Raw genomic sequence first — 26003 nt, 5'->3', positions numbered from 1 at the left:
GTGATTCTACGCTTGTTCTTACCGTGTAGGTTGTAAATATTAAATTTAAAAACTTAAATGAAAGAAGGAGATTATTAAAATGAAAGCATGGCTAAAACAAGGACTTGGTTTGGAGAACATTAAACTGGTTGATATTGAAACTCCGAAGCCAGGCCCAAGACAAATTTTAATGAAGGTAAATGCTGTTTCCCTAAATTTCCGCGACAAAGCAATTGTTGATGGAGTATACATTCCAGACCTAATGAATAACAAAACGTTTGTACCTGTTTCTGATGCTTCTGGTGAAGTTGTAAGTGTCGGTTCAGAAGTGACAAAATTTAAAGTGGGCGATCGTGTCACATCCCATATGTTCACGAAATGGATTCAAGGAAAACCTAGTCCTGACGACTCTTTGTATGCGGTCGGTGGACCGAATGACGGCGGACTTGCAGAGTATATGTTACTTGACGAAGATACTGCAGTATTTACGCCTAACAATTTGACAGATGAAGAAGCTTCAACTCTTCCAATTGCCGCACTAACCGTATGGTTTTCTTTAGTTGAATATGGAAATATCAAAGCTGGTGAAACGGTTCTTGTACTGGGAACTGGTGGTGTATCTGTTTATGCTGTTCAAATCGCATCGGCTCTAGGGGCAAGAGTTATTGTAACTTCGAGTAGTGATGAGAAATTAACACAAGTTAAGTCATTAGGTGCAGATGAAGTTATCAATTATGCTAAAACTCCAGATTGGGAAAAGGAGGTACTTAAGCTCACCAACGGAAAAGGGGTAGATCATATTCTTGAGGTTGTTGGTGGTGAAAGTATTAATCGTTCGATTGAAGCAGCAGCATTACAAGGGAACATTTATATTATTGGATTCCTAGGTGGTATGATGGCAGAGGTTAACTTGTTTTCATTGCTTGCAAAACAAGTGAAAATCCATGGAATCAACGTAGGGCACAAAAAAGCTTTCGATGATATGCAGCGGGCATTTAATCAATTAAATATTAAACCTGTAATTGATACTGTTTATCCATTCGAACAAGCAATTGAAGCATACAAACATCTTCAACGTGGTGCATTTGGTAAAATTGTAATCCGTATTTCCGAATAGTCGTATTTAAACTAACGGGAAACGTTAGTTAAATATAAATAATAAGAAGGCAGCAGGTCTTTGTGACGGCTGCCTTTTGTCGCGGGACAAGAACATGGTCTCATTGAAGTCGCTATTTTAGCGGCTTTTTTATTTTATCGGTACAAGTTCTTGTCCTTGGCCTTGGACAAGAACTTGACCGATTGCCGAAATGGACAAGAACATGCTCTTATTACTGATTAGACGTATATATAATCGGTATTTTGCAGTATTTCATTAAGCTAACGGGCAGGTTAGTTGAACAAAATTTATTAGTGATATAAGATAAAATGAATTATCTAAAAAATCAGGAGAATAAAATGGAACAGGTAAATTTTAAGGAAAACAACTTAATAAATGAAAAAGCTCATAAATTATTTAGGGTACATAGTGAAAAACTTGCTCAACTTCTTCCTTAAGCTGATATCCAGCAATCGGGAAAGTATTCAATTGGAAATGTATTTAATTACATGTAATTACAGGAGGGGAACATTAAGCGTGTATTCTGGAGATATCGCTGGAGTAAAAGGTCCGATGGATAGTTTGTTCCAATTACAAAGTCAGAAATTTCACTGAGTGAAGTGCTGAAAATACTCATCTTATTCCTTGATATCATAATTCATTCTTGTACATGTTGGCAGGAAAAATGGAGTTAGGAATACGATGATAGAAATCGACTGCTTTAAAAAAATTGATGGGAGAGACTGACATGATATTAATCATTATTCAAATACTTTTGGCTCTTATGTTTCTTGTTGCAGGAATACCGAAGTTTTCTTCATATCAGCACGTTGAAGGCTTTAAAACCTATGGGTATCCACAATGGTTTCGTATTTTCACAGGCGTAGTGCAAGTTATAACAGCACTCCTATTAATCATTGGAATATTTAGTGATGGACTAGCTGCAGTTGCTGGAGCTCTAGTTGTTGCGACAATGCTTGGCGCTATTTTTACGCATATAAAAATGAAAGATCGTTTCAAAAATATGGTATTACCAATTATGCTGCTCCTATTGGGGGGGATTGTAGTTTGGCAGAATTTAATTTAGGGAGAAAATTTATTAGGAGTGTATAATTATGGGGCATATCTTTAGTCACCGATGCTGATAGACGATCGGGCGGCCTAGCTATTCGGCATCTGATGAGCCTCGAGATTGAAGCTGATAGTTTGGGTATTTGAATGATTACCACTTGAACTTTTAGAGTCGAGACTTTTACTGATTTGAGACGTTTAGAATGTATGAGTCAGTCTCGCCATTTATTCTAGAAATTTCAATTACAATATGATCGTAAATTGTTGTATTTGAGAATTGCTACTCTAATCTCCATCCATCTGTACCATTATCATCAATACCTAATAAGGCTTTAAATTTCCAAGTAGAAGTTCCCATTGGGACAAGCCAAAAGCTAACTTTTTCTATTTCATTCTTTGTAATTAATTGCACGTTCAAGGATCCGGTTTTTGTTGGGAGTTTGATCCATTTGTGATCCATATTGTAATTGGTCTTGATCTCATAATCGCTTGTGCGATTTACTAAAAACGTCCCCATTATATTTAATGTAAATAGAACTATTAAGAACATTTTACTCATGTCTAACACCTCATTTTAGTTATTACCTGATGTTACACTTAATATGTAGGGGCAATTAAATAGAAAAATATAAACATTAGCATCGTTAAGCTAACGGGAAACGTTAGTGCAGCAATAGAGAAGTTCTACGCAAAGAAACCACTCCTTAAAAATCGGGAGTGGTTTTTGTCTATATACTAATGTATATTTTGTGGTCAAACTGTACTTTTTGCTTAGATGCATTACGGTGAACCATATCATAAATAAGCGCAAGTTTTTTTGCGGGGTTCCTTGCGGGGAATGGATTTGTATGCGTGCAGGTTTCAGGCCATGGTAACGCTGAAAAGGTACATAGGGCTATCACTTTTTGAGTGGAGCATCCTCGTCACATCCCACGGAGGGAAGAGGGCTTCGTGAATGGAGGAGACTCCCCGAGGCTGGCAACGAACGTGCTTTTGACGGCACTTTCGCTTTTTCGCTAATCTTGGTCTATGACGTTTCCCAGCGCTGTTGGAAGAAAGGGTCATTGAGTTCCTTCAGTGTTCGAAAGTTGTCATCGATCTGAATGAGGATTGCCGTCGGAAGTGCTTTTGCACGGTGAAGTATGTCCAATCTTGTTGTGTTTTGATTATTCTCACTTATACTCGCCTCGAATGTAAAGACCCGTAATAACCTTAGACAACAGATTGGCGTGTTGTTGTGGCGAGAAACTAGAGCGAACGGCCATCCTTCCCGCAACAGCTCCGCCATTCGTTTGGACCATTCATGACCGTTATGCTCTGAGATTCCTTAGCATTCGCGTAGGAGATGCGCATTGTAAGGGGCATGACCAAATTGGTAGTGAGTCTTAAAATAACTGGGCAGACAATCATGAACAACATCGCCGGTAAAACCAATCAATATGCCCAGTTCATCTATCACCTGGCTGCAACGTTTGTCGTGTCAAGGGAAGATGAGTTGCACGGGAATGACGACGTTCTTAGGAGAATAAATATCTTCCATTTGTTCACGTAACAGCTTTACGGCTGTTCGTGCCATTTCCTGTTCATCCTGCTGCACATAAGCTACGCCTGAAAGATGTGGATTATCGAAAGATAGCAAATCGATATTTGAGTGATCGTTCAGACGACTGATAGCGGCCGATGTAAGGCGTGCGGTTTCTTCAGTCAAGGAGAAGGCAGCCGAAATTCCACTGTGGTCCTGCAAGAAGTCGCTTACATAGTCCAATGCTTGCTCGCCACGTAGAATGTCGAGAGGAATGTGACACCACAAGCTCTTGTCAATCGAGATGCCTTGATCTGTGTACGCCTGCTCGAAGCCGAGCGTGCGATCCTCGACGGCTGTATTGGCATTTTCAGGTGAGATGAGCGCAATCTGCTGATGACTCTTGGATAGCAAATGGGAGACCGCATTGTACGCACCGCCGTAATTGTCGGATGTAATGGTGTACGTCTCAATGTTGCGCAGATAGCGGTCGATGAACACGCACGGGAATTTATCGAGCGACAGACGCAGTAATGATTCGTTGTACTTCTCATCTTCTGTCGGAAAAACGATCAGCCCCTTTACACCGAGTTCCGTTAGTGTACGAATGACGTTTGATTCAATAGAGGAGGACTCGCGCGTGATGCTTAGTATCATGCTGAGGCCGGCTTCTTGCAGGAATTGTTCCGTGTAGTCAACGAGCTTCTGGATGACACGGGTCCTCATCGTCGGAATGATGAAGCCGATGAGCGGTATGGAGGACGCGCTGCATGGAGATAGCGGAAAATTGATGCTAGAAACAACAAGACTAGAAGAGACGAATGAGCCTTTGCCTTGTACGCGTATAATTAATCCTTCGTCAGCTAGTAGGGTTAGGGCGTTCCTGACGGTTATTTTACTTACTCTGAATTCGTCCATTAGTTCTTGCTCAGAAGGAATGCGATCCGTTGGCCGAAGCTGCCCTGATTTAATTTTCTGAAGAATATCTTCTCGAATTTGTTTGTAGAGCGCCAGCTTTTTCAAAAAGTTGCATCTCCCCATAAACTTTATGATTTTATAATCAATTGGTTATATAAAGCATATTTCATCTATATTATAATACGGCATGTAAAGCGCTTACAATATGGAATCTGAGAATTTGTTGCGAAGGGGTCTTTTCTTTGAACGGTTAGATTTTATGTTAAGGATGGTGGTGCCAAGGTAGATTGAACCGCTTAATTTAACTGAACTAACTAGTCAGCCGACTTTTCAAATGCATAACAAAAAAAGAGAGGATGACGAACAAATGAAAAAACGCAGAACTTTAATCTCCATCGTTACAGTCCTTATTATGTCACTTGTTTTTACAGCATGTGGTAATCCTTCTGATTCAAAAACGGAAACACAGCAATTAGGCGCTGATGCCGGTGAGAATGCAACAGAATTGTCATTTTGGACATTCGTAGATTTGCACGGCAAGCATTTGGATAAAATGCTGGGTTTATGGAATCAACAGAACCCAGACAAACAGATTAAGTTGAATGTAACGGTTATGCCTTACGATGATATGCACAACAAGCTCTTATTGGCAGTTACAAGCGGAAAAGGTGCTCCTGATATCGCGGATATCGAGCTTGGTCAATTCCCTAAATTCTTGGAAGGTGACAACGTTCCACTGGAATCTTTGAATGATGTATTTGCACCATACAAAGACGTTGTTGTTCCTTCACGTGTCGAGATTTACTCCAAAGCCGAACAGGTTTATGGCTTTGATTATCACGTAGGTGCTACGCTTGCTTTCTACAACACTGAAATTCTCGAACAAGCAGGTGTTGACTACAAGACAATCAAAACTTGGGAAGATTACAAACAAGCAGGTATCCAGGTTTATGAAAAGACTGGCAAGTACTTAGGTACTGCTGATACATCAGCTACGTGGCAAGCATCGCTTCTGCTAGCTCAGCAAAACGCTGATTTTACAGATGAAAATGGTAATCCAAAAGTTAACTCGCCTGAAATGATTAAAGCGTATGAAATGTTAGTCGATCTGCAGAAGAACAATGTTATTCATACGATCCCTGGCGGACAACCCGACACAGAAGAAGCAAAAGGTGAATACAACAAAGGCAACTACGCAAGCGCATTGATGCCTGAGTGGTACATGTCCCGCTTTGTAAACGAAATGAAGGACCTCAAAGGGAAGTATGCAATTGCTCCATTGCCTGTATTTGAAGAAGGTAATCCTCGTTCCGTTGGCTTAGGCGGTACTGGCACAGTTGTTACTAAGAATGGTAAAGACGTTCAGTTGGCCAAAGAATTTGTAGCCTTTGCTAAGCTTTCGAAAGAAGCTACTACTGAAATCTGGAATACACTTGGATTTGACCCAATCAACATGGAAGTATGGAAAGATGATGCAGTAACGAAAAACCCTGATAATGAATACGTCCAATACTTTAAAACAAATGCATTTGATACTTTGAATGAAATCAAGGACGAAATTAGAGCGATCAAGTCCGTTAAAGCTTCACCGACCATCGGCAATATATTCAATACGGTTACCTTGAATGCTATCTTTGAAGATGGCCAAGACGTGAAGGAAGCGCTGGATGAAGCACAAGAAGCAATTGAACAAGAATTGAAATAAATATAATAAGTAAATGATTTGATTAAACCTGTCGGCAGGTATAGTAGTCGGCAGGTTTAACCATAGTCAAGGGAGATTGAGAATATGATCAAGAAATTTGTATACTCTCAAAAAGTTGCGCCTTATGTTTTTGTATTGCCATTTATACTTATATTTTTGATATTCTGGTTTTTCCCGCTTGTAAATTCATTCGTAATGAGCTTTCAAGATAGGATGTTGGGACAGGATCCTAAATGGATTGGTGAAGCGAATTATTCGAAATTATTTACAGATAAAGTGTTTTTGACGTCGATTAAAAATAGCGTTGTGTACATGTTAGGAACCTTAGTGCTATTAATTCCTTTTCCCATGTTATTCGCCGTTATGATCAACAGTAAGTTAATGATGGGAAGAGAGTTTTTTAAATCTTCGTTCTTTCTCCCTGCATTGACATCTGTCGCAGTTGCGGGTACCATCTTCCGCCTTACATTCGGTGAAATGGAAGGTTCATTAATGAACAGTCTCCTGGGTCTATTTGGTGTAGAGCCTATTAAATTCTTGAAAGACGGAGACTGGAGTATGGCAGCACTGCTAATCCTCGCATGTTGGAGATGGACAGGTGTTAATATGCTTTACTATCTATCCGGTTTGAAAAGCATTGATAATGAATATTATGAGGCTGCTTCAATTGACGGGGCATCTGCTTGGCAGAAGTTTAGAACGATCACAATGCCATTATTGAAGCCGACCACGGTGTATGTTACGACAATTAGTGTTTATGCAGGTTTAGCAATGTTTACCGAGAGCCTGATGATGTTTAACGGTAACAATTCACCCAAAAATATTGGCTTAACCATTGTTGGATATCTGTATAGACAAGGGATTGAGAAGAATAAGCTGGGTTACGCAGCTGCAGTTGGTATCGTTCTGTTAGTCATTGCTATGGTTATCAATTTAACGCAGTTGAAATTTAGTGGAATGTTCAAAAAGGAGGAGGATTAAAGTGGGCAAAAGTCAGACGAGGAGTGACTTCATTTCGAGAATAGTAATTATTTGTTTATTCATTATACTATTCGTTATCATTATGATTCCATTCTATGCAGTGGCCCTATCTTCCTTTAAACCAGGTGAATCATTAGTTAGATATGGTCTTAACCTAAGTTTGGATTTTAATATCATGAGTTTTGACAATTTCATCTACCTGTTTACTGGAGAACATGATTACTTTGTATGGTTTTGGAACAGTATGACTTTAACTATCGTTCAAGTGATTTTAACACTTTTTGTAAGCGCATTTGTTGCATATGGTTTTGCAGCATATGATTTTAAAGGGAAGAACTTCCTCTTTATATGTGTTTTGCTCATTATGATGGTGCCTTTCGAAATACTGCTGGTTCCTTTATACAGCCTAATTAATGATTTGAAAATGGTGAATAGCTATTCGGCAATCATTCTGCCGGGTATAGCCAATGCCGCGACAATATTTTTCTTCAGGCAATATCTAAGAAGCATACCCAAAGAGATTATTCAATCTGGACGGGTTGATGGCGCAAACGAGTATGCAATTTATTTCAGACTAATTATGCCGATTATGAAGCCATCCTTTGCGGCAATGGCCATTCTCAATGGTATGAATAGCTGGAATAATCTGTTGTGGCCATTCATGGTGCTCGGAGATCAGAGTAAATTTACACTTCCAATCGGTTTGAAAACGTTGTTAACTCCTTATGGCAATAACTATGACCTATTGATCGTGGGTTCCTTCTTCTCCATCATTCCAATTTTCATATTGTTTATTGCTTTCCAGAAATATTTCATAGACGGTATGACTGCAGGTGCTGTTAAAGGGTAGTATATATTATGATGAAACAGGTGATAAAATGGAAGGCCAAAAAAGAGCGTTACACGACATTCAACCATTGATTGAGCAGAGAGCTGATCCTTTTATTTACCGACATTTGGACGGTTATTATTACTTCGTAGCATCCGTTCCCGAGTATGATCGGATTGAAATCCGTAGAGCCCAGAACCTTGAGGGGCTTGTTACATCAACTCCAGTGGTGATCTGGAGAAAACGCGAGACTGGTATCCTTAGTGCCAATATTTGGGCGCCTGAACTTCATTTTATTGATGACAAATGGTACGTGTATTTCGCTGCCGCACGCACGACGGAAACGATTGAAGGCTTGTTCGACCATCGGATGTACGTTCTGGAGAATGAACATGCCAATCCGCTCGAAGGCAGTTGGACGGAAAGAGGACAGGTTCGTACCGCGTGGGAAAGCTTCGCCCTCGATGCCACTACCTTTGAGCATAATGGCAGCCGTTATTACGTATGGGCACAAAAGGATCCGCATATCGAAGGCAACTCTAATCTGTATATATCTAAAATGAGTAATCCGTGGACGCTGACTGGGCCGCAAACGATGATTTCGATGCCGGAATATGACTGGGAGATCATTGGTTATAAAGTGAACGAAGGCGCGGCATTTCTCCGCAAGGGTAATCGGGTATTCCTCTCTTACTCGGCTAGCGCCACAGATTTCAATTATTGCATGGGCCTGCTTGAAGCCGATGCGGATGCTGATTTGCTCGATGCCGCTTCATGGCGCAAGTCGCAAGCAGCGGTTTTCTCGACAGATGAGAGCATCTCGATGTATGGTCCCGGTCATAATTCCTTCACGGTGTCAGAGGACGACGAAAAGACGCTATTTGTGTTTCACGCAAGAACATACAAGAATATTATAGGAGATCCGCTGTACGATCCGAATCGCCATACATTTGTGACGGAGCTTTTGTGGACGGCAGACGGCAGACCCGATTTCTGCGGCTCTGTTGCAGCACTTGCACGTTCTGTACAGTGAACGAGTGTCCCAACAAGGTTGGTTGATGGATTTGAGTTCGTTTATCCAACTTGCCAAAGAGAGACAGTAAGAACAACGAAGGCACCCTACTGGGTGCCTTCGATTTCGCACTACAGATAAATTTGAAAGCACTCGTATTTAATAAATTCGGGGGACCGGAAGTGCTAGAATATCTTGAAATTTCGGATCCGGTTATCGGGCCTGACGAAATATTAGTAGGATGAAAGCAATTGGACTGAATTTTGCAGATATTTATAGAAGTAAAGGAAACTATATTCATGCGGCAGCAGGGGGCGTTGGACAGTTGCTTGTCCAAATTGCAAAGCTCTTCGGTGGGAGGGGCATTGGTTTAACCTTCTCTATGTAGAAGGCGACGGCAGTTAAGAATGATGGAGGGAATCAGGTTTTTTGACACGATGAAAGGTTAAACACTCTTGAAATAGGAAATGTAGTCTTCATAAGCGTTTGTTTACGTTCCTAGTGGACAATTGTAGTATTTACACAAAACCCAGAAATGTCTATGAGTAATGATTGCTTCATACCCAGATTAAATTACCATTAATTGGACATTAAAACATACACTTATATGTGATAAGTTTAATAAGCTAAATTTACATATTGGAGAGTGCTAAAGATATGCCTAAAAGAATACTTATTTTGATTTGCTGCTTTAGCAAAAGGGAATGACAAGTATAATATTGAGCTTGCATTAAACCCAAAAGAAACAGACTCATTTTTATGGAGTAATGCCCTAAAAGAAGGTAATGAACATTTTCTTAATGATGATTTCAAAAATTCGGATAAAACAGACGGATCTGCAAAGTTAAAATTTTCTATTGATGAAATAGATGAAACTTCAGTACATATTGCTGGGGAAGGTAAGATTAAAGTTAAATCGATTGAAAAATTTAAGTTTTTGATGGATGGAGAGCTTACGAAATATACCGTAAATAATCAAACTGTCTATTTTGGTCCTGTTATTGCAGAGGCTAAAAATGAAAAAAACATAGATATTGATACGGTGCATACTCTGTTCATTGATCCTCAGACCGAGGAAGTTTATGTTACGGAGACCTATGGAACATTACAAAGTGACAACGGGGTTGGCATCTTGGCTTTTGGAGAGGTACCCTCAAGTTATTTGGAATTGAAAGATCAAATTATTTCAGATATGGAAAATGCTGATGAACAAAAGGTAGCTTCATCTACACCATCGAAATTCAACAGCAATTTTTGGGCAGGAGTGGCTAATGCCGAAACTCTTAAAATAGACTCGGCGAGTACGTTCAACTATAAAACATCATTTATGACTCAGGCGATAGGTAAAACTGGAACAGCTACAGGGACACCAAGTAGTTTTCCGGCAGCAAAATATGCTACTCTTGGCGTCAATATTTATACTAGAGAGAGACTCCAAGCTGGAAATGGTTCTTCTATGATCGAAACAAGACTGTGGAGTAACACACCTGCTGTAGAAGAGTATCTTAAAGCCACAGAGGATAATATGTATGGAACAGAAGTGATGACGGCGTACTTAGACATGTTCGTTGTCGGTGCAGGTAACCCATCATTACTAATCAATTATCGAAAAGATCTAAGTTATCCCCTTGATAGCACACCAGTTAAAGCTATACAAATTCCAATCTTAAAGGGCTACTTGAAAAAAGCCTATAACCTTCTGGCTACCACTTGGGCTGCTTATCAAAACGCTACATTAGGGGTAACTACAACGACAATAGATTCGAATGTCATGAGTAGTTGGAAAGCGTATGCTGAACGCAAAATAAGGAGTACAACAGGGAACGGCGCTATTGCTAAGAAAGCCGATCTTCCAAGTAAAACTGCAGGAGTGACCTCTTCCGCAGACTTAGATGGAGGTACTGCGGCATACTTCTACTTTGAGGAGCAAACGGATGGGACGAATAAAATGTTTATTAAAGCTAAGGCAGTATACCTATGTAATATTGGAAAGTCACTAGCTTTCTTTGTAACGCCAAAAATAGAGACATATTATAGTCATGAATTTTAGTTACTATCACTTATTGGAGGCATTTCATTATATTTAACCAAAATTTTAACGGGGTGTTCACTTGAAAAGAAAGATCATATATATCATAAGCATTTTGATCATTATCTGTGGCTTAGCATACGTGTACGAAGAAAAATCACAGGATAAACAAAACGATAACCCACATACTTTATATTTATTGAACGGAGTAATATGGCAAACTCAATTGCGAATAAGTGATACGTTGACCTACGCGGTGGAAAATAATAAACTTGAAACTGAATTTGTACGTTCATTGCTGACACTTTACGGTTATGAATCCGATGCCTTGCATGTTGCTCTTGATAAAAAGTATCAACATCTGCTAAATGGCTCCAATACAAGTGACTATATTTACGTGAAAATCAAAAAAAATAACCCTACTGTGCAACAAATGGATCTTTTAAAAAAATTATCTATTCTCTATAAAGACCTTTCATTACAGCAGAGTCAATTAATCAATGAAGATGGAATATTTAATGAGAAGATCTGGGGAAATATTTTGGCGATAGATAATGAAATAAATACGCTAGTTTCGCTTATTAAATAAAGTTAATCGCTTATAATATTTACTAAATAGCATCTAAGGTTCTGGGTGTTTTTCAAATAATGCACTTAGGCAAGTTACTTACAACCTATAACCAGTAGGAGTAAAAGGTGATAAAGTAATGTAATTAGTTAAGTATATGTCCGACAACGACAGCACAATCAGAACAAGAAAGCAGCAGATCAATGTGATCTGCTGTTTTTGTTTAATCAACTGGCAGTTGCAACAAGAGAGACTTCTAGAAAGCTGGGGAGTTAATGTCGAGGGACAAGAACATGTTCCTATTGCCGGATAGGCGTATATCTAATCGTCATCTTGCCTTTAATTCATTGAACTAGCGGGCAGGATAGTTGAATTTAACAGCCCGTCGCTCATGTGGAACGTATTTCCGCTACATCCGTTCATTGATACCGGTAAGAATCGGACGCCTATGCGAGAGGAAATTAACTGGGGAATAACGATTCTACAACTGGTTGTCGATCTTTTTCAAGGCCTTAAAGTAATCTCCGTGCATTAATCCGGTGATTTATAAGATCCTGCACGATCAATCATTACCTTCCAATCCTCTGCTTCATAAGGCATGCTGTCCTCATTCTCCGGTACGCCAAGCTGGACCTCAAGAATTACCATCCTGGTTTCGGCTAGAATAGAAAAGAGGCTATTCAAGGTAATCGCAAACTGATTGCCTGTGGTCACCTGCCTGATCTGCCCGTTAATAAGCACCTGCCCACTGCCTGAAATTACAGTCCATGCTCGGCACCCTAATCGATGCTGGCGTAATCCGATATGTTTGCCAGGCAAAAGCGTCATATTCAATGTGGTTACGGTTGTATTTTCGTCTCCTACCGATCTCTCCATGATGCGATAGCTGCCCCAAGTTGCCTCGACGTACATCGGTTGCAGTGGAATACTGCCCAATTGCTCTTTAATTTCGTTTGAATCTTTTTTGTTGGCTATGAGAATTCCATCCGGACTTGCGACAGTGATAATACCTGGGACTCCGATGACGTGGATCGGGTAGGGGAGCTCGTTAACGATGTAGGAATCCGGGGAGGATTCGGATATTCTGCCGTGTCCCAATACATTGGAATCCAACTGATTACACAGAGCATCCCAGCTCCCGATATCCTGCCATACACCCTCATATGGCAGTACAACAGCCCGTTGCGATTGTTCAGCAACTTGTTTGTCAAAACTGCGTTCAGGCAACTGTTCATACAGGGTTAACAATTGTTCGTAATGAACCGGAAGGCCATTTTTTTCAATATGGGACAACATAAACGCAAGAGAGAAGGCATACACCCCGCAATTCCACAATGCGCCATGCTGTAGCAGGGTTTCAGCGACATCCAATACAGGTTTCTCTATGAATTGTATAACTGGTGCATAACCATTAGGTTCTTTTCTTCCTGGCAGGATGTATCCATATTGTTCTGAAGCGTATGTGGGCCTTGTCCCAATTAAAGTGATATCAGCATGAGTCTGTTTCAATATATCCGGAAGTAATTTGAAGCTCCTGAAAAAGTCCTCATCTGCGAACACATCCGCTGGCGCGATACAAATCATATCGTCAGGTTCAGCCGCTCCAGAGGATTGCAGATACAAGGTCGCCAAGGCAGCTGCAGTAAAAGTACCACGCTTAAATGGTTCTCCAATGACAGGTATCTTGCCTTTGGTATGACGGGCTGTAATGTCGGTCTGGTCCTGATGTGAAATGATGAGCGTTGAGTCCAGTAGGCCTGAGCTGTCAAGCTGGCGGCATACTCTGCTGATCATGGATTCTCTTCCGCCTGCAGGTGACGGAAGTATATCCACGAACAGCTTGGAGCGAAGCTCATTGGACAGCGGCCAAAGCCTTTTGCCTGCGCCGCCACTTAGCAGTACGATATGCATTGGCTTCCTCCTTAAGTTCGGGGAGTTTTACTATAAATTTTACGTTTGTGAAAGGAAAGAGACCGGTATTTAAGTGCAAAATTGCGAATTTGTTGTTCTTTTAACGAAGAAGCGTTCATGTTCAGACTTTTATTCATGGAACTCTTTAGGGTCATGCTGGCCGGGTTTTTCGAATACATAAAATTGGCATAGGTTTCATACTCAGAGAACCCAAACTGCTTCTTCTTATTGATATTTGAGATAATCGCTTTGTACCATGGCAGCTGATGGATCGTTTCGATTTTCTTTTTCAAAGCAGAGAGTTTCGATTTTTCGAACAGCATATAATGGGTGACAAAAGAGCGTGGGCGCGGCGCTTTCATGTTTAACAGCTTGCGGTAGGTGTTGAAATATTCTGGCTGACTCCAGTCGCGACAGTAAAATACCGTCTTATTTTCAACAATAAATGAATGAGGTTTAATGAGCACCGTATCCGCATCCATCACCAGAAAGTGCTTCGCTCTCACAATGTGATCCCCGTTCATTTTAAGCAGTTGTTGGTATAACCAGCCTGAGCGGTCCCAGCGGGATGATTGATAGTGTATATCGTTTTTGGTGATAGGCAGGACTGACCGCTCGTTAACAAAAATGCAGTGTTTGCGGGAACAAAGGTTTCTGATTTTGTTGCTGGTCGGGGAAACAATATAAATCTGTCCAATCGGATGCCGGACATAAAGGCGAATACTATCGATAACTTGAGGAAGGGTGCTCAAATCTTTTTCGATCGCAGGTATAAGAACATCGATCATAGGCGCACGATTTAACTGTACTCCATGCTGAACTGGCATCGTCTCAACTCCTTGGACAAATGGTTACATCTCGTTCATGATATGTGTGCAAAATTGGTTTGGTCAGGGCATGTGCGAATATACCATTTTTACGAACAAGGGCATTTGTTTAGGGTTGTTTTATCGGTATTACATATAATGCATGATCTTGATGAAACATCAGGATTTGATTCATTTGTTGAAGGGAGAAGTGTTATATGGGGGTTGATAAATTGAAGCCGTTAAGAAGCAAATGGTTGAAAACAAAAGTGATCCTCAATAATGGTTCTATCAAACCATTTATACCTGATACGCAGCGATATAACAAAGCCAACCTGTGGTCCATGATCAGCAGATACGGTATGGTTTATATTAAACCCGAGATTGGCACTTACGGAATGGGTGTCATAAAGGCAGAGATGCTGAGTCATCAGAATTTTGCCTATCAGATTGAACAAAAACGACTGTCGTTTGATAACTTTGACTCGTTCCATTCAAGTCTTGTACGTCTGGTGCATAAAAGAAGCTATCTCATTCAGAGAGGAATCAATCTGCTTAAGCACAACAAGAGGCGTTTTGATATCAGAGTCATGATACAGTTAAGTCCCGACAATCAGTGGGAGGCTACGGGAATCATCGGCCGACTCGGTCATCCGAAAAAAATTGTGACCAATTATCACAGCGGTGGTAAACCAATGGATGTTCACAGACTGCTGGAATCTCATGCATCCCTGAAACGCAGAAATGAACTCATCCAGGAGATGAATGAGCTTGGATTACGTATTGCACGCCACATGAAGAAAAAATACCCGTACCTTAAGCAAATCGGCGTTGATATTGGGCTGGACCGGAGTTTGAAACCCTGGATTATTGAGGTGAACGTCAAACCGGACCCTTATATTTTCAACCAATTAAAGGACAAGACAATGTATCGAAGGGTGATAAAATATTTCCGCCATGCTGCTAAAAAAACAAAATAACGTTTCTCTTTTAAGCATAACAATACCACCCCCCCCGCAGTCCGTTCTTATTCTGTAATCTATGCAGGGACCGAGCTGTTCTTTTAGAGAGATACCCTTACTTGGCAGCCGTCTTGTCGTCAAAGAATTATGCAAAAAAAGTGAATCTTTCCCGAAAATTACTCTTAGCAGAAATCCAGAAATGGCAGCATGAAACTAAGCCCAGCTTTAGTGGTTTTTAAAAACTGTGCTTCTTAGGATGTATGGAGTGGGCGACTTCAATCTGTGCCGCTCAGAGATATTTGTTGCCTTTGCGCGTTTTCGAGGATTCTCGTTTTCCGGCACTTTCATTCTGCCCATGAACTAGGCTAGCCCACGATGCTTCCAAGAAGGAGCGTCATACCGTGGTGCACCATGGCCGTTGTAGTCAGACTAACGGATGGGTTCGCGACACCACAGCTTAACGACCTTCCTCACCAGCCGTAAGAATAGTCTAAAACGCAGCATCAAAATTTTCATTACGCTGTGGTGCCCCGAGAGGGGCATGGATGGCTAACGGGCAGGTTAGTTTGAAAATAGAAGATCCGTCTTGTAATGTGTAAGTTGCCTTTAAGTAATACAACAATTTCCTTTCCTCGTGATATAATTCAGAAAAATTCATCGTCTGTAAATTAGATGTACATATGGAGTGCTACTTAAGATGAACGATATTTTAGAAGATATAATTAACAGGTTAAAGATAAGCTTGAAAGAGGATACAAATGGAATAATAATTGGCGAGTTCAATGATATGTGAACTCTAGTATGAGTTCAATTCTCTTCATCTAACTCAGTACAAATCATTTCTAGAAAAATCAAATGGTGCACAGTGTGGGGCGATTGATTTTTGGTCCTATGAGGAATTACCTGATAATAATCAATTTAATCAGAACAGAGACATCTGCTTTTTTACTGATATGGTGTATCCAATCAAGGTGTTAAAATAGGTAAGACATGGTATCAATATGAACTAAAAGATAAATCATGTAGTTACCACAATTAGAATGCACTACAAAGATTCGTATGCTGCATTGTATCAAATGATATTTAATTTGTCTGGAGAAGTGGAGGACAATCACTTGTCTCTATAAGGTTTTAAGTCAATCCGTGAAGATACAGTGAATCACATGTGAAAGAAGCCGTTCGATAAATGTCGAGGGACAAGAACATAGTCCGATTGACGATTAGATGTAAATCTAAACAGTGAGTACATCACTTCAAACAATCCATATATACACTGCTACACATCCGCTGAATCCAATGGAAAGAAATAAAGGACCCGAATATGGAAAGCCAGTAAACATCAGTAATAGTGTATGGGTTGGTGGTAGAGCTATATCAATCCAGGTGTGACGATTGGTAATAATGTCGTAGTTGCTTCCGGAGCAGTTGTAACTAAGGACGTTCCAGACAACATGGTAGTTGGTGGCAACCCAGCGAGAGTAATTAAACAAATCGAGCAAAATTGAATATCGGTTTTGCTTTGATGGTGTAAGAGATGTGATGCATATTTGAAAGACTAAGAACATCTAATGAGTTAGCTCTCTATTTTAGGGAAGATTTATTGGCGGTATAAAATTTAAATGGACGCTATTATTCCAACAATGTCTCCTTTGGATGTGTTCTTTATTAAGCAGAGCTACAGTCTCAAGATATGCTGAGAAGTAATTATTTTTATAACCTGCACACCTATCACGAGCCTGAAAACGTATGTTCAGCTCAGTGTTATTTGTTACTTCCCCTCAACAGTTAAACTGGTTTACTTTTTTTTCTTCAATTCTCCCTGAACGGATCTTCGTACTCTTTCTTTTACACTCAGTTTGTCTATGGCTTGGTCGTACGCTTCTTGTTCACGATTATAGTTAACCTGACTATTCTCTCTGTCTACAGTCACGTCTTATAGCAGGGAAGTAAAACAAGCAGTAATTGTAATTTTATTCAAATTTGCTCGCCCCACTAATTTAATTCAGCGTCTTTCAACGACATCATTAATGTGCATTTGTAAACAAATTAGTTTTCCGATACAGAAGTAAGACTGAAAAAACTTAATGAAAAGCTCTTTACTTCGCTTATTTCAACAATAAAAATGTTCAAATGTAAAATTTATGTGCAGAAATAACAAAAAAATATGTGCAAATAAGATAATATATTTTGACAAATGCACTTCATTGGATTATTTTGTTAATAGGAGTTGAGTTAGCTCCTCTAAGCAATTATCTTCCAATATAGTTGTCAAGCTAGTTGCTTACTTCTAATTAAGATTTTAAATCGAATTAAAGGAGAGTGAGTAACATCAAAGAATTACATTTATCAGGAGAAATGAGTAGTAGTAAAGAATCTGAGAATATATTTTTCAAAAACAGATTCAGGCCCCAATTACATTATTCACCTAAGAAAAATTGGATGAATGATCCTAACGGTATGGTTTACTATGAAGGAGAATATCACCTTTTCTACCAACATACGCCTCATGATACTGAACCTGATTTTGACAACATGCATTGGGGGCATGCGGTAAGCAATGATTTAGTACATTGGGAGGAACTTCCTCCGGCGATTCTTCCTGGGGAAGATGGAGCGATCTTCTCGGGAAGCGCGGTGGTGGATAATAACAATACAAGCGGATTTTTTAACGAGAATGGATCTGGATTGGTTGCAATTTATACTAATAATAGCAACAGTGCACAGTATGGAAAACCACAGGTGCAAAGCATTGCTTATAGCAGAGATAAAGGCCGAACTTGGACAAAATATAAAGGTAACCCTGTTTTATTCCCAATGAAAACGCTAGATTTCCGTGATCCGAAGGTATTCTGGCATGATGAATCCTCAATGTGGGTAATGGCTCTTGCTGTGAGAGACCGTATCGAATTTTACATCTCACCAAATCTTAAGGAATGGTCTTTTGCAAGCGAATTCGGTTCAGACATTGCTGGTATTCACCGAGGAGTATTTGAGTGTCCTGACTTATTACAAATCCAAGTAGATGAGGAACCTGATATTACTAAGTGGATTCTGATACTAAGCGTTGGGGATAGAAATGGTGTGAATCCAAAGGATCCAGAACCACCAGCTGGCGGTTCCGGTATGATGTATTTCATAGGGAACTTTGATGGTAGGTCATTCACACTAGATGATACGTTGGAATCTTTAGATGCTATCAGATGGATAGATTACGGATCTGACTTTTACGCCGCCGTGACATGGAATGGCATTCCGAAAGAAGACGGACGGAAGATTTGGGTCGGCTGGTTGAACAACTGGCGTTATGCCACCGCTCTTCCTTCAAAGGAATGGCGTGGCCAAATGTCAATCCCCCGAGAGATTCAGCTTAAGACATATCCGGAAGGAATTCGCTTAATTCAAGTACCTGTAAGTGAGCTAAGTCAACTCAGAAAACCGATTATGTCTCTGCAAGACTTAACGATTAAGCCAGGTAGCAACATCTTATCTGATATTTCTACTGAAAAGGCAGAAATTATTGCTGAATTTGAAATCGGTACTGCAATAGAAGTTGGGTTTAAGGTGAGAATGTCTGCCAATCAGGAGACGATCATCGGATATAATATCTTGAAAGAGGAGTTGTTTATCGATCGGACAAAGTCGAATGACATTGATTTCCATCCTGACTTTGCTGCAAAACACAAGGCCCCTATGAAGCCAGAGCATGAACGAATACAATTGAGTATTTATGTTGATTGGGCTAGTGTCGAGGTCTTCGGCAATAAAGGAAAAGCAATCATCTCAGACATGATTTTCCCGGACTTGGAAAGTAGAGGGTTAGAACTCTATACTCTTGGCGGAGAGCTAAAGATTGTTTCACTTCAAATCAATGATCTGGTAAGCATCTGGGGAAATGCTACATTTTAATGGTTACATCCCAGTTTTCGGCACCCATAGGTGTCCAAAATAATGAATATAAGATACTTCAAAAATCAGTTGAAGCATTTGTGAAAAAAATTGAATTCTTAACCGCTAATTCTAATGAGATGAGACTAGCGGTTCTTTTTTTATAAAAAGAGTGAAGAGAGCAAATTAACATCAACAATGAACAATGGAACAATATTTTTGTCCTCCGATGTCGCGCGATAAGAACATTGTACCATTGCTGAAATGGACAAGAACTTTGTACCATTGCCGAAAAGGACAAAAACATTGTGTCATTTCGGATTAGGTAGGTATATAAACAGTTGGATGATGGAACTCATGTGGCTAGATAAAAGCCACAGAACTCAGTTCCATTGCTGAAACATGGTACCAATGTCGATTTTAATTCTTATCTGTTTAATTAAACTAACGGGCAGGATAGCATAATATCTTAGCAACCTTCCTCCATTTCCGAACGTCGATAACTGATGAAAAGGGGGATTATTATGAAAAAAATGATGATTACACTGATAGTCATTTGCTTCATTCTACCTGGCTGCTTTTCTAATCAAACGGGAAATGAGCCAGTGAATGTGAATAATAAAGAGAAACTTGTGATTGAAAACGAAAACAATCTTACTTTGGATAAAGTGACAGCCGCTTTAAAGACTGAGGGAATTGAAATGTTTATAAAAGAACTGAATAATGATTGGATATTAAATAACGTTCACGCAAACAGGTTTTCTGTGTCTCGACCAACTGTAAAAGAAGTTTATAAAGAGTACATTTCAGTGTACATTTTTAATTCAGAGACAGCTCGAAGAGAAGGTCTAAATGATTTCAATCATCAAAAGGAAAAGTATGATATGCAAATACCAAACATCTATGAATATAAAAATGTTCTTATTCTGTATTGGCATAATGAAACCGTAGACAATTCGAAGAATGCGAAATTTAATAAACAAATAGAAATGGCAATTCAAAAAATTTAAATTCAGGGGTTCGACATTAAACTAACGGTGGAACGTTAGTTCAATAACAACAAGAAAAGCAGTCGATCATCGTGATCGGCTGCTTTTGTTCAGCTAACGGGCAGATTAGCTTACCGAAGGGGAAGGGTACAGAATTGCGCCATCTCCACAGAAAATTGTTCACTTTTCACTTTTCCATCGGCTTCCCATATCTCACTAAAACATGCCAGAGTAATTTTAATTCTTGCAGAACTTCTTTGTAGGTTCCTCTATCTCTCCAATTCCTTGGATTTCGTTTCAAGTCCATAGCTGCAGAGCCAATTATATTTGCATCAATAAAATTTCTTTGCGCAATTCTTTTGGCTAGTGAGGGCATGGAAGGACCTCTAAAATTTATCGGGACCTCATTAACGGAAAGTGTAAAGCCCATGTGCCAGTAAAGATCAACTGAATACTTTAAACATATCTGCTCTAAGATTCGTCCTGTATGGGTGCCCTTAAATGAAGGATCTGCAACAAGCAACGTTACGTCTTCTTTAAGAAAAATGTCACCATGAATCTGAGCTTCGATATAGTGGTTAAGATTTCGGTTGGGCTCTTTGTTTGATGGATTTTGGAATGGTTTCTCAAGATTAACTAGCATATGGTCGATTAACTTCCGAACCGTCAGATCTCTTTCACCAATGGCAAAATCACTATGGAACGCATCCCTTATCAGAGCAGCCAAAATGAGGTCAAATTCCTCATACGTCCCTTTTTCCTTGGGGTCTTGGTGAGAATCCAAATAAGTATAAGTGCAACGATGAGAGACCTTGGGGGATAAAAGGAAATAACATGATCCAAAACGTGGGGCAGGCCCATCGGGATGTAACATGACATGAAGTGCCCCATACTTGGGCCGTTCGCTATTGGTTGAGCCATTTAATTGGTACGCTCCGCCAAACATTTTATTCTCCCAAACGTCACGTTCACCACCTGAAAATGCTGATACACTTCCATTCGATAGGAAAGTCTCAAACTGACTTTTGTAAATTCCCTGCTCAAGTAGTCCTTCAGCAACGCTTTTCATGGTCGGATCTAATCGATCTGGGTGAAAGTGTAGCGCAATACTTGCATGAGATTTTAGTTTATGGACAGCATCTTCAAATGTCTTCAGCTCGATGTTCGACATACGAAGGATTTCCCTAATGGTTTGCTCTGCCTCATTTTTGCGGCTTCTTGCATAATTTGTTACATACTCTTGAGCTAATTGCTGAGACCTCGATAATTCCATGGGCAGAAGATCCCTTCCCTTTTTATAGAATTATAATACATGGTGGGTAGTAAGGGAAACTTGCAGATAGAGTTATTATGCTAACGGGAAACTATAGTTTAATGATGACCCGAAGGCAGCAGACGACTAAAATCGGCTGCCTTCGCTACGCTAACGGGGGCAGGGTAATCAATAGGATATTAGTCTTTTATGGTAAGATCATAGAACAAGAAAAAAATAGTTAAAGTCATCCAACCAGAAGATTAATTCCTCTACGCAATTAAGTAAGCGAAAGAACCGAAAATTCCAGAAGTATGATTCAAAACACAGGCAGAGAGGTCAAGAAAGTCTCGACACTATAATTAATCCTTTTGGTACTTTTAATAAGGTAGCCAAGAAGGACACCTCCCTTTCCGAAAAGGAAACCGTTGATAATTTAGATGATGTCACTGCTGATACAAAACAGATTCTTCATTACGCCAATTACTTTGTAAAAACCGATTCTTAGAAAATGTATCAAAGATAGTAGTCTGTCTGCATACTATGCCTCTTTCTTTACAACAATAGTAAAAAAATTACTATATGCTTTATAAATATGGTTGGAGTCTGTCTCTAAAGAGCTGTACTCAGCAGACATATAAAAGATATTAAGTTATACCTTTTAGGATAGTAGCGAACGGAAAAATTATATTAGACTGTGACCTCATTCAGCTACCGGGCAGGTTAGTTGAAAGCTAATGATGCTGTTAATCGAAAAAGGTTGACCAATATAGAGGGAAGCTTTCTAGCTTTCTTCCGATCAAATTCTCTAAATCCTTGGATGCATTTCCTTCTTTACTGTGGTATGTATTTAAAAAATTTGTTTCTGTAAACCTTACAGTTCGGAACGAGTGTTAATTGGACTGAATAGAGGCGCCTGATAAAATGAATCCTGCTGACGTTCGATGTTTTCAAGGCCAAAAGGATTGTCGCTTTTGTTTAATTAACGATTAGATTACCGTAACTCTCCATGGATTGGTAACGTTTAGAATGTTAAGAGCACGGAAGTGTGGCTATAGAGTAAAAAGCCAATAAAGGATGAGGAGTGAACATTATAAAAAAGTACTCTGAGGGCGCCGAAAATATCGGGTTTCGTGGTTTTTATTATTAGTGGTTCAATAGGTCTGACGGTATCCCAAAATACAAATGCTAAAAATATGATTAATTCAAGTTACATAACGCCTATCAACTATCCTGAAAATGAACATGGACAGACATTCGGTACGATTAAAGATGCCAGTTCAGTTGAAATACTACCTGACTTAATCTATGCAGGAAGTGTAGACGACATTGCTGGATATGTCATGAAAACAGATTATCTTAGTGAAAGCACACAGATTGTCCCGCTTTTTGAAGTTGATGGGAAAACCATCATTGGTTCTATTTTTGTTGGTGCTAAGAAAACGTATTTTCCTAAAAACCGTAACGGACAAACTTTCGGTTCTGCCGTGGAGGCTGCTTCTCCAGAAACAGAACCTGAACTAATTGAGGCTATAGGTGTGGATGGTACAGAAGGATATGTACTGAAAAAGGACCTGGATGGTGAGCAACCCAGTACACCTGAGGAAGCCATAAGACAGCAGAACAGTAGAGCAGCAGAAGGACGCAATATTCCGCTGTATGATATGGATGGTGAAAACATGATTGGAGTGTTTCGTGTTGGGGGAAATCAATAATCTTGGGGTTCTTTTGCCTAGCGGTATGCTACCAAAATGATGTGTCGTATTGTTAACAAGCGTCTCAATAGGAGGTGTATATTTAATGGAGGTTTCATTATGTAAAGCAGATTTAAAAGATGCTGTGACTATTCATGAAATGAAAGTCAAGGCATTTATGCCCTTGTTGGAAAAATATCAGGATTTTGAAACAAGCCCCGCCAATGAAACCGTAGAAAGAATTATTACTCAAATCAATCAATCTTATACTGAATATTTCATAATTCATCATCTTGAGGTTGCTGTTGGGGGAATTAGAGTCGTGAAAAAAGATAATCAAATCTATAGTGTTAGCCCAATTTTTATACTGCCAGAACATCAAGGAAAAGGAATTGCTCAAAAAGTCTTTACAATGGTTGAGCAGATATATGATGATGCAAAGTCATGGAGATTGGGTACCATCTCACAAGAGAAAGGAAACTGTTATTTGTATGAAAAGATTGGCTATAAAAAAACGGGTGCAACAAAAGTAATTAACGACAAAATGACAATGGTATTTTATGAAAAGCATTTATAGATGAATAGCTATTGGATTAAGTTAACCGCCTTTCAGTGGGCGGTTAACTTTTTTATGAAAATCAACAAGGAAGTTTAACAAAGCATTTCAATGTAGAAGATGAAATCCTACTCATTACGTTTAAGTACTCCCAATATGAACAAATGTGAGTTATATCTCATTAAGAACCAAATAGGAAGAGATAAGATTCAACTAACGGGAAACGTTAATTCAATAGCAAGGAGCAGTTTACCGGTTGGAAGCAAGTTTTTAGAAATGCCTGTATTTACATCGAGAAGAGTGATTGGTCTCGCTCCATACTACACCTAATTTTTTGCGTGCTAAGGAAATGCGAGAAGGTACATGAGAATAGATATTAATGTGTAGGTCAGTTTATAAAAGTCACTTAATAAAGAGCGTGATGATTAGCGTCAAGCGATCATATGTTAAACGCTCGGTAAAGAATACGATCAAACATTCTATCCGACAAGATTCTTCTTACGAGTATAACCGGTCTGGCGTTGCCCGCTACGTATCTTGTTTTCGGTTTTTTGGATCGGATCGCCTTTGAAACCAAGTGTGCAATCCGAGTAGGAGGATAAACAGCACCGGGTTTTTTTAAAGCTTTTATAAAAGCATCGGCCATGATACTGTATGCCGTACTCCCTGATGTTGTCTGCACATGTTCAAATACAACCTCTGCCCATTCACTATCAGTAGCCCCCGGCTCAATGATAATGACATCAATTCCAAATGGCTTGACTTCCACGCGCAGGCAATCAGAGAATCCTTCCAGAGCATGTTTTGCAGCATGATACCAGGCACCAAGTAACGTATAAACTTTGCCGCCTGCAGACGAAGTGTTGATAATCTTCCCTGATTTTTGTCTTCTCATATAAGGAAGAACCAATTGTGTCAGACGACTTAATCCAAAAAGATTCACTTCAAATTGTCGTCTTGCTTCCTCCAGTGGTACATCCTCAACTGCGCCATAGGCGCCGTATCCCGCATTATTGAATAAAACGTCAATTCTTCCCTGCTCCCGAATGATACGATATACACCATTACTCATGGAGGTTTCATCGGTTACATCCATTGCTATAATCCGCGCGCCTTTGGATTCAATGTCCTTCATTTGCTCTATTCGTCGGGCGGCTCCATACACTATATATCCTTCTTGTAATAGTAACTCTACTGTGGCTTTACCTATACCTGCCGATGCTCCTGTGACCAAAACGACCTTTTGTTCATTCCTATTCATCGCACTCGCCTCCTGGATGATTGGTAATCGATAAACCGAATGTAGACCATAATAACCAGTAAGTAACGTGACGTCACGTTACTTACTGGTTATTATAAATTGCTAAATAGGGATGCGCAAGGTTTATATGCTATAATTTTTTTCGAAGGAGGCTCTAAGTGATGGAATTTAACCGGGTAAGAAATGATGAACAGCGAAAGATCAGGATAGAACAGATAAAAAGTGCGGCGATCAAGCTTTTTGATACAGAGGAATTTCATAAAATTGACCTAGCTAAAATTGCTAATGAAACGACCTTTACACGTGGGAATTTATATAAATATATCTCTTCCAAAGAAGAGATATATCTTCTGGTAGCGCTGGATGAGATTAAGGATTGGATGCGTGACATCAGACATACTTTTGACTCTGATATGACTCATGATATTTCAAATTTTTCACGCCAGTGGGCAGAAGTTTTGTATCGGCATCCACGGTTTTTAAAGCTTGTTTCTATGCTTTTTACCATGATTGAGAGAAATGTTTCTCTCGACAGACTTGTAGATTTCAAAAAGCAATATCTTATCACTATGATTGAGGTAAACAACGTCATTAAAATCATTTTTCCTGCATGGGACGTCAAAACCATTGATAAATTCATTCAGTTGCAATCCAATTATGTGATTGGACTATTCCCTTATACATCGCCGACGCCTATCCAAAAACTAGCCATGGAACAATCCGGAATGAATTATGAAGCTATAAATTTTGTTGATGATTTTTCCGAATTTGTTACCTTTACGGCAAGTTATTTGAACAGCAAATTGCATTGAGCATATTCATCCTTCAATACCTCAAACATTTTAGGATTCTACGGGTGCTTTATGTATTAATGCCGACTGTCCCCTTAAACTAAATCGTATCACATACTGTGGTAAATCGAAGAAGGTCGATTATGCTAACGGGAAACGATAGCGTTATAAAACAAAGAAAGCAGC

Annotated in this window: 20 protein-coding genes and 3 pseudogenes; 16 read left to right on the top strand and 7 right to left on the bottom strand. The window is 39.6% G+C overall.

What is annotated here, in order from left to right:
* The first annotated feature begins 79 nt into the window (after positions 1-79).
* Positions 80-1096: a zinc-dependent alcohol dehydrogenase family protein gene (locus tag AAIH57_RS05750; RefSeq protein WP_175398592.1), complete on the top strand. Its 1017-nt coding sequence runs from the start codon at positions 80-82 to the stop codon at positions 1094-1096.
* A gap of 727 nt (positions 1097-1823) precedes the next feature.
* Positions 1824-2162 (top strand): DoxX family protein, encoded by a 339-nt coding sequence (locus AAIH57_RS05745; RefSeq protein WP_175398591.1) that lies wholly within the window; start codon positions 1824-1826, stop codon positions 2160-2162.
* Between the two features lie 264 nt (positions 2163-2426).
* Here the strand turns inward: AAIH57_RS05745 and AAIH57_RS05740 are convergent, their stop codons facing one another.
* Both AAIH57_RS05740 and AAIH57_RS05735 read right to left on the bottom strand, forming a co-directional pair.
* The gene (locus AAIH57_RS05740) at positions 2427-2705 is read right to left on the bottom strand and encodes a hypothetical protein (RefSeq protein WP_430020891.1); all 279 of its coding nucleotides are present in this window, start codon (positions 2703-2705) and stop codon (positions 2427-2429) included.
* Positions 2706-3626: 921 nt separating this feature from the next.
* Positions 3627-4691, bottom strand: a complete 1065-nt coding sequence (locus AAIH57_RS05735; protein ID WP_430020890.1) for a GntR family transcriptional regulator — start codon at positions 4689-4691, stop codon at positions 3627-3629.
* Positions 4692-4953: 262 nt separating this feature from the next.
* On the opposite strand from AAIH57_RS05735, the gene AAIH57_RS05730 reads away from it, so the two are divergent.
* The 7 genes and pseudogenes from AAIH57_RS05730 (at position 4954) to AAIH57_RS05700 (ending at position 11731) form a co-directional block, all read left to right on the top strand.
* Complete coding sequence (locus tag AAIH57_RS05730; RefSeq protein ID WP_430020889.1) at positions 4954-6291, top strand: ABC transporter substrate-binding protein; 1338 nt, start codon at positions 4954-4956, stop codon at positions 6289-6291.
* Positions 6292-6375: 84 nt separating this feature from the next.
* The gene (locus tag AAIH57_RS05725; protein WP_430020888.1) at positions 6376-7272 is read left to right on the top strand and encodes a carbohydrate ABC transporter permease; all 897 of its coding nucleotides are present in this window, start codon (positions 6376-6378) and stop codon (positions 7270-7272) included.
* A 31-nt stretch (positions 7273-7303) separates the two neighbouring features.
* A complete protein-coding gene (locus AAIH57_RS05720) occupies positions 7304-8122 on the top strand; it encodes a carbohydrate ABC transporter permease (protein ID WP_376768997.1) in 819 nt (272 codons plus the stop codon).
* Positions 8123-8150: 28 nt separating this feature from the next.
* Complete coding sequence (locus AAIH57_RS05715) at positions 8151-9134, top strand: glycoside hydrolase family 43 protein (protein ID WP_430020887.1); 984 nt, start codon at positions 8151-8153, stop codon at positions 9132-9134.
* 122 nt (positions 9135-9256) lie between these two features.
* Positions 9257-9408 (top strand): annotated as a pseudogene (locus AAIH57_RS05710) (quinone oxidoreductase); the annotation flags it as partial.
* A gap of 642 nt (positions 9409-10050) precedes the next feature.
* Positions 10051-11163 carry a hypothetical protein gene (locus AAIH57_RS05705; protein WP_430020886.1) on the top strand — a complete coding sequence of 371 codons (1113 nt, stop codon included), beginning with the start codon at positions 10051-10053 and terminating at the stop codon, positions 11161-11163.
* A 61-nt stretch (positions 11164-11224) separates the two neighbouring features.
* Complete coding sequence (locus AAIH57_RS05700) at positions 11225-11731, top strand: hypothetical protein (protein ID WP_430020885.1); 507 nt, start codon at positions 11225-11227, stop codon at positions 11729-11731.
* A gap of 510 nt (positions 11732-12241) precedes the next feature.
* Here the strand turns inward: AAIH57_RS05700 and AAIH57_RS05695 are convergent.
* Both AAIH57_RS05695 and AAIH57_RS05690 read right to left on the bottom strand, forming a co-directional pair.
* Positions 12242-13621: a sugar phosphate nucleotidyltransferase gene (locus AAIH57_RS05695; RefSeq protein ID WP_430020884.1), complete on the bottom strand. Its 1380-nt coding sequence runs from the start codon at positions 13619-13621 to the stop codon at positions 12242-12244.
* Between the two features lie 11 nt (positions 13622-13632).
* Complete coding sequence (locus tag AAIH57_RS05690) at positions 13633-14448, bottom strand: DUF6492 family protein (protein WP_430020882.1); 816 nt, start codon at positions 14446-14448, stop codon at positions 13633-13635.
* Positions 14449-14645: 197 nt separating this feature from the next.
* Between AAIH57_RS05690 and AAIH57_RS05685 the strand changes: the two genes are divergently transcribed.
* Both AAIH57_RS05685 and AAIH57_RS05680 read left to right on the top strand, forming a co-directional pair.
* Positions 14646-15407, top strand: a complete 762-nt coding sequence (locus AAIH57_RS05685; protein ID WP_430020880.1) for a YheC/YheD family protein — start codon at positions 14646-14648, stop codon at positions 15405-15407.
* A gap of 1242 nt (positions 15408-16649) precedes the next feature.
* A pseudogene (locus tag AAIH57_RS05680) lies at positions 16650-16894 on the top strand (acetyltransferase); the annotation flags it as partial.
* A 304-nt stretch (positions 16895-17198) separates the two neighbouring features.
* On the opposite strand, the pseudogene AAIH57_RS05675 reads toward AAIH57_RS05680, so the two are convergent.
* A pseudogene (locus AAIH57_RS05675) lies at positions 17199-17286 on the bottom strand (IS200/IS605 family transposase); the annotation flags it as partial.
* Positions 17287-17708: 422 nt separating this feature from the next.
* On the opposite strand from AAIH57_RS05675, the gene AAIH57_RS05670 reads away from it, so the two are divergent.
* Together AAIH57_RS05670 and AAIH57_RS05665 are read left to right on the top strand one after the other, a co-directional pair.
* On the top strand, positions 17709-19295 hold the full coding sequence (locus AAIH57_RS05670; RefSeq protein WP_175398580.1) for a glycoside hydrolase family 32 protein: 1587 nt from the start codon (positions 17709-17711) through the stop codon (positions 19293-19295).
* Between the two features lie 503 nt (positions 19296-19798).
* Positions 19799-20284, top strand: coding sequence for a hypothetical protein (locus tag AAIH57_RS05665; protein ID WP_175398579.1), 486 nt, complete (start codon positions 19799-19801; stop codon positions 20282-20284).
* 166 nt (positions 20285-20450) lie between these two features.
* Here AAIH57_RS05665 and AAIH57_RS05660 read toward each other — a convergent pair whose 3' ends face one another.
* The gene (locus tag AAIH57_RS05660; RefSeq protein ID WP_430020878.1) at positions 20451-21536 is read right to left on the bottom strand and encodes a DUF3626 domain-containing protein; all 1086 of its coding nucleotides are present in this window, start codon (positions 21534-21536) and stop codon (positions 20451-20453) included.
* Between the two features lie 1112 nt (positions 21537-22648).
* On the opposite strand from AAIH57_RS05660, the gene AAIH57_RS05655 reads away from it, so the two are divergent.
* Together AAIH57_RS05655 and AAIH57_RS05650 are read left to right on the top strand one after the other, a co-directional pair.
* A complete protein-coding gene (locus AAIH57_RS05655) occupies positions 22649-23230 on the top strand; it encodes a hypothetical protein (RefSeq protein ID WP_430020876.1) in 582 nt (193 codons plus the stop codon).
* Between the two features lie 85 nt (positions 23231-23315).
* Entirely contained in the window at positions 23316-23786 is a 471-nt protein-coding gene (locus tag AAIH57_RS05650; protein ID WP_430020874.1) for a GNAT family N-acetyltransferase, read from the top strand.
* A 418-nt stretch (positions 23787-24204) separates the two neighbouring features.
* Here AAIH57_RS05650 and AAIH57_RS05645 read toward each other — a convergent pair whose 3' ends face one another.
* Positions 24205-25026, bottom strand: coding sequence for an oxidoreductase (locus tag AAIH57_RS05645; protein ID WP_430020872.1), 822 nt, complete (start codon positions 25024-25026; stop codon positions 24205-24207).
* A gap of 161 nt (positions 25027-25187) precedes the next feature.
* On the opposite strand from AAIH57_RS05645, the gene AAIH57_RS05640 reads away from it, so the two are divergent.
* On the top strand, positions 25188-25838 hold the full coding sequence (locus AAIH57_RS05640; protein WP_127537185.1) for a TetR/AcrR family transcriptional regulator: 651 nt from the start codon (positions 25188-25190) through the stop codon (positions 25836-25838).
* Positions 25839-26003: the final 165 nt, after the last annotated feature.

This window comes from Paenibacillus sp. MABNR03, from assembly GCF_050455445.1.
GTDB lineage: Bacteria > Bacillota > Bacilli > Paenibacillales > Paenibacillaceae > Paenibacillus > Paenibacillus xylanilyticus.
Note: the sequence above shows the minus strand (reverse complement) of the source record. Positions and strands in the feature narration are given on the sequence as shown.